General features: G+C 63.8%; 2 protein-coding genes. Both read right to left on the bottom strand.

Annotated features, from left to right (window positions below; all coding sequences use genetic code 11):
• A partial coding sequence (locus tag OQK_RS00920) for a sensor histidine kinase N-terminal domain-containing protein (protein ID WP_016770708.1) occupies positions 1-546 on the bottom strand: 546 nt, incomplete at its 3' end.
• Positions 539-1,024 (bottom strand): winged helix-turn-helix domain-containing protein (locus OQK_RS00915; RefSeq protein WP_038860203.1); only part of this gene is annotated, 486 nt, incomplete at its 5' end. The genes OQK_RS00920 and OQK_RS00915, both read right to left, overlap by 8 nt.

Raw genomic sequence — 1,024 nt, 5'->3', positions numbered from 1 at the left:
TGCACCCACGGCCAACATGCCCAGGCGCAACAGGGTGTCAGCCGCCAGACTGCGCGCCATGCTGACCCGTGCTTCGTCGGTTTCAGCCACGCGGATTTCCGCCATGCCGTTCATGTTCGGTTCGCTCACCGCTTTGAGCAGGCTGACCACACGCACGTTCTGGCCGTTGTACTTCGCGTTGTAAAAGCGCGCCAGCGCCGGATAGCTGTCGGTACGCGGCGTGCCGGGCGGTGGCCCGGGAAGATTTTCGTAGCCGGAAATCAGCTTCTGGTGAATGTCGTTGACCTGGTAATAGATGCGCCCGGCGCTGTCGTAGGCGAAGGTATCCAGCGCCACGTAAGGCACATCAGCGCTGAGGCTGCCGTCGCGCTGCGACAATCCGGCAGCGATGGTGCGTGCCGAGGCCAGCAGCGTACGGTCATACGCGGTGTCGGCGGCTTCGCGACCATTCCAGTAAGCGCTCAAGCCGCTGGCGAGCATCAGCACCACCAGCAACCATCCAAGGTTCCACAGCAACCGCCAGCGCAGGCTGCTGGGCTTATGCATCGCGGCTTTCCAGCAGATAGCCGAGGCCACGGAAGGTGACGATGGCCACGGACTGGCCATCGAGTTTCTTGCGCAAGCGGTGCACGTAGATTTCGATGGCGTCGGGGCTGGCTTCTTCGTCGAGGCCGAACACCTGCGCGGCCAGTTGTTCCTTGCTCATCACTCGCCCCGGTCGCGCGATCAACGCTTCCAGGACAGCTTGCTCGCGGGAGGTGAGGGTCAGCAGTTCGTCGCCGAGGGTGAAGCGCCGCGTATCGAGGTCGTAAGCCAGCACACCACAGCGCTGCTGACGCTCGCCGCCCAGCACACTGCGGCGCAGCAAGGCTTTGACCCGCGCTTCCAGTTCCGTCAGTTCGAACGGCTTGGCCAGGTAGTCGTCAGCACCGAGATTGAGGCCATGCACGCGATCCTTGACGTCACTGCGCGCAGTCAACATCAACACCGGCAGGTTCTTGCCGCGCGCACGCAGCCGCGCCAG

Origin of the sequence: Pseudomonas sp. R62, from assembly GCF_000257605.1 — a bacterium.
GTDB lineage: Bacteria > Pseudomonadota > Gammaproteobacteria > Pseudomonadales > Pseudomonadaceae > Aquipseudomonas > Aquipseudomonas atacamensis.
The sequence above is the reverse complement of the archived record's forward strand: the minus strand, read 5'-3'. Positions and strand labels throughout refer to the sequence as shown.